The sequence below is a fragment of the Bacteriovorax sp. DB6_IX genome, from assembly GCF_000447775.1.
GTDB lineage: Bacteria > Bdellovibrionota > Bacteriovoracia > Bacteriovoracales > Bacteriovoracaceae > Halobacteriovorax_A.
Window position 1 is genome coordinate 1 of the sequence record NZ_AUNJ01000283.1, and the last position, 3,031, is coordinate 3,031.

The 3,031-nt window shown below is 33.7% G+C and carries 4 protein-coding genes; all 4 read left to right on the forward strand.

Going from position 1 to position 3,031, the window contains the following annotated elements; translation table 11 throughout:
- Window positions 1-183: 183 nt before the first annotated feature.
- Window positions 184-1,440 (forward strand): sensor histidine kinase, encoded by a 1,257-nt coding sequence (locus M901_RS08305; protein ID WP_021277748.1) that lies wholly within the window; start codon window positions 184-186, stop codon window positions 1,438-1,440.
- Complete coding sequence (locus M901_RS08310; protein WP_021277747.1) at window positions 1,440-1,817, forward strand: response regulator; 378 nt, start codon at window positions 1,440-1,442, stop codon at window positions 1,815-1,817. Before M901_RS08305 ends, M901_RS08310 begins: the two co-directional genes overlap by 1 nt.
- On the forward strand, window positions 1,801-2,697 hold the full coding sequence (locus M901_RS08315; protein ID WP_021277749.1) for an NAD(+)/NADH kinase: 897 nt from the start codon (window positions 1,801-1,803) through the stop codon (window positions 2,695-2,697). Before M901_RS08310 ends, M901_RS08315 begins: the two co-directional genes overlap by 17 nt.
- Window positions 2,697-3,031 (forward strand): AAA family ATPase (locus tag M901_RS08320; RefSeq protein ID WP_021277750.1); only part of this gene is annotated, 335 nt, incomplete at its 3' end. The genes M901_RS08315 and M901_RS08320, both read left to right, overlap by 1 nt.

Below are 3,031 nucleotides of genomic sequence, written 5' to 3' on the forward strand. Positions count from 1 at the left end.
TAAATTCATTTTCTATCTAATAAAACAAACTTTTCTATATCTACTATTGCTGACGACCTAGGGGCTAAATTAATCTATTCCCTAATTACAAAACCAGCCGATGTTCATTACGAGAATTTAACTGATCAATATACAAATGAGTCAAAAAAGTTCTATAAAAAATGCAAAAAGCTTCAAGACTTTTTGGCCTTATTCAGAACAATTGGTCCTTTTAAAAGTTATCAAAGTTCGCAAGTCTTAATTCATGAGAAGGGTAAATCAAGTGCTATCTCACTTGCAAAACATCGTGACACTGAAATAGAAAAATCTAATGTGTCTGTTTCTAGCTTCAACAATATCTTTTCAAAGATTAAGAAGAGCAAGAATAAACAATTTGATCAGACTGACATTCTATCCGATGACATCCAAGTAGTAGGATCATTTCTTGCAAAAGAATTTAACTTTCATAATCACTCATTAATTTTTATTCTTTCACGGGAAGACTTCTTTAGCCCAAGTGATATAGAGAGAGAATATTTTGACCAGTTTCTCACGATATCGATAAAAGAAGTCGAGATTCTGGTAAACAGCTTCATGAAGGAAGATAGAATCGAGTACTTTATAAGTCTTATTCAGGCGTTTCCATTTTATATTAATGTCTCATCTGCACAAGGCTCTATTTCAAGTAACCACGCGAAACCAAGTAATCTAATTTCAAAAAATATAGATGGTATTCAAATTGAATACGATGCACTCACTCAACTTCAAAGTGATCCTGATTATTATCATCATGAAAGACTTGTTCTCATGGGTGAACTACTTAATACCTTGAGGCATGAACTCAGTAATCCTCTCTTTGGTATTAATATATCTACCAACTTATTACTTAGTGATACATATGAAAAAGATAATGAGGTCATTGAAACAATAGAAGAAGTGGGCAAAAGCTCAGAGCGCTGTCAAAGTATCATTGAAAACTTCTCTGGCCTTTACGGTGATAGAAATATTCAACAAGAGATTAGACTTAAAGACCTCATCAATGAAACACTGACTCTCACAAAATCTGAATCTAAGCAATTTGGTAGAAGTATAGAATTCATTGATATTGAAGATACTATTCAAGTTTTTACAAACCCTACGTATCTGAGCCAAATTATATTTAACTTAATTATCAACAGCTCTCAGGCACTTAAATCTTGTGAAAAAGAATCTAAAGCTATCTTTATTACAGTAAGTAAAGACTCAGAATTCGTAAGATTAAATATTTCTGATAACGGACCTGGTATCCCAGATAAGCTAAAGACTAAAATCTTTGATCCATTTTATACAACAAAAGAATCTGGAACAGGTTTAGGTTTATCTATCTGTAAAAACTTAGCTAAGAAAATTGGTGCCAAGTTAGTTCTTAATGAATCAAATACAGGTGCATCATTTAGCTTATTAATCCCTATGGAACAATAATGAATATATTACTTGTAGAAGACGAACCCTTAATTCAAAGAACTCTTAAGTTATTATTAGAAAAAGCTGGAGCTACAGTCGAAGCTACAAATAATGGAACTTCGGCCATTAAATTAATTCATAATAATCAATACGATATAGTCGTGTGCGATCTTATGCTTCAGGACATTACAGGTTTTGATATTATTGAAGAATCTAAAAAGGTTTTCTCCCCTAGTGATATTGCTCAAAAATTCGTCATTATTACGGCCTATAGCTCTCCACAAATACTTGAAAAAGCGAAAATGTATAATTGTAGGATTTACAGCAAGCCATTTACGGATGTAAAAAAGGTTATTGATGAAATTGTAAAGGGTGACAATGACGCAAGCAGTTAAAAATGTCGGTATTATTTTAAAGCCTCGTGCTGTTCATGACTTTCTTACGATTCTTCCGAATCTCACAGAATGGCTAAAACGTAGAAAGGTTGAAGTCTTCTTTCCAGTTGAAGAGACTGAAAGACTTCATAAAATTTATCAAACAACGAAGCTTAAATTCAATATTATTCCTAAAGTTGATATGCATACTCAGTGTGATCTTCTCATCACTCTTGGAGGTGATGGAACTCTGATTGGAGTAGCAAGAACTTCTAAGAAGGCTTCACCACCAATTTTTGGAATCAACATGGGAAATCTTGGTTTTATCACTGAGTTTTCAAAGCATGAATTTCACGATGACCTTGCTCAGGTTCTCAAAGGAAAATACACAATTCACAATGTTCCACTGTATAAAGCAGAGATTATAGAAAACGAAAAGACAGTTCGATCTGGCTATTTTATCAATGACGCTGTTATTTCTAAAAGTGGAATTTCTCGTATGTTCACTGTTGCTCTCGAGACAGAAGATGAGAATATATATAATTTAGCAGGTGATGGACTTATAGTAAGTAGCCCAATAGGATCAACGGCCTATTCTCTTGCTGCTGGTGGACCAATTGTTCATCCAAGAGTTAAAGGTATTATTTTAAATCCTATCTGTCCGCATGCTCTTACACATAGACCACTTGTTCTCCCGGAGAACGAAACTATTTATATTAAACTCCCAAAGGGAGAAAGTGAGTTATTCCTCACACTAGATGGTCAAGAGGCCATTACGGTTCTCAAAAATCAAAGAGTCAAAATTAGTAAACCATCTAGGAAGCATGTTTCTTTAATTATAAATGAAAACAAAGAATATTTTAGAACTCTAAAAGATAAGTTCAGACACGGTAGAAGATAATGAATAGTAAACTTGTATTAAAGACTGTTAAATTACAAAACTTTGCAACATTTACCAATCAAACCATCGACTTTACCAATAACTTCAACACGATTGTTGGAGAGACGGGTTCAGGCAAGAGTTTAATTCTCGATGCCCTACAAATGTGTTTTGGGGCCAGGGCCGATAAGAAGCTTGTCAGAAAAGATGCTGAGTTCTCAACAATTGAAGTAAGCTTTAGTTGCCAGAGAGAAAAAGCTAAAGATTTCTTTGACGAGATCGGATTTCCATTTGAAGATGATATTGTTATCAAAAGAGTTATTTACAATAATGGGAAATCGAAGTCCTTCCTTAA

What these genes read in the sequence shown, in the direction of transcription:
- M901_RS08310 (WP_021277747.1), top strand. Translation starts at nt 1,440, where the DNA reads ATGAATATATTACTTGTAGAAGACGAACCCTTAATTCAAAGAACTCTT.
- M901_RS08315 (WP_021277749.1), top strand. Translation starts at nt 1,801, where the DNA reads ATGACGCAAGCAGTTAAAAATGTCGGTATTATTTTAAAGCCTCGTGCT.